This is a genomic window from Snodgrassella sp. M0110, from assembly GCF_016101465.1.
In the GTDB taxonomy this organism is placed as follows: Bacteria; Pseudomonadota; Gammaproteobacteria; order Burkholderiales; family Neisseriaceae; genus Snodgrassella; species Snodgrassella alvi.
On sequence record NZ_JACFQM010000049.1, the window covers coordinates 1 to 206 of the forward strand.

Genomic DNA, 206 nt, shown 5'->3' on the forward strand with positions numbered 1-206 from the left:
TTACTTGACTGTAAAACTCTCACTCTTACCGAACTTGGCCGTAACCTGCCAACCAAAGCGAGAACAAAACATAACATCAAACGAATCGACCGATTGTTAGGTAATCGTCACCTCCACAAAGAGCGACTCGCTGTATACCGTTGGCATGCTAGCTTTATCTGTTCGGGCAATACGATGCCCATTGTACTTGTTGACTGGTCTGATAT

Annotated in this window: 1 pseudogene; it reads left to right on the top strand. The window is 44.7% G+C overall.

Annotated elements, in window-relative coordinates:
* Window positions 1-206 (top strand): annotated as a pseudogene (locus tag H3T84_RS12060) (IS4 family transposase); the annotation flags it as partial.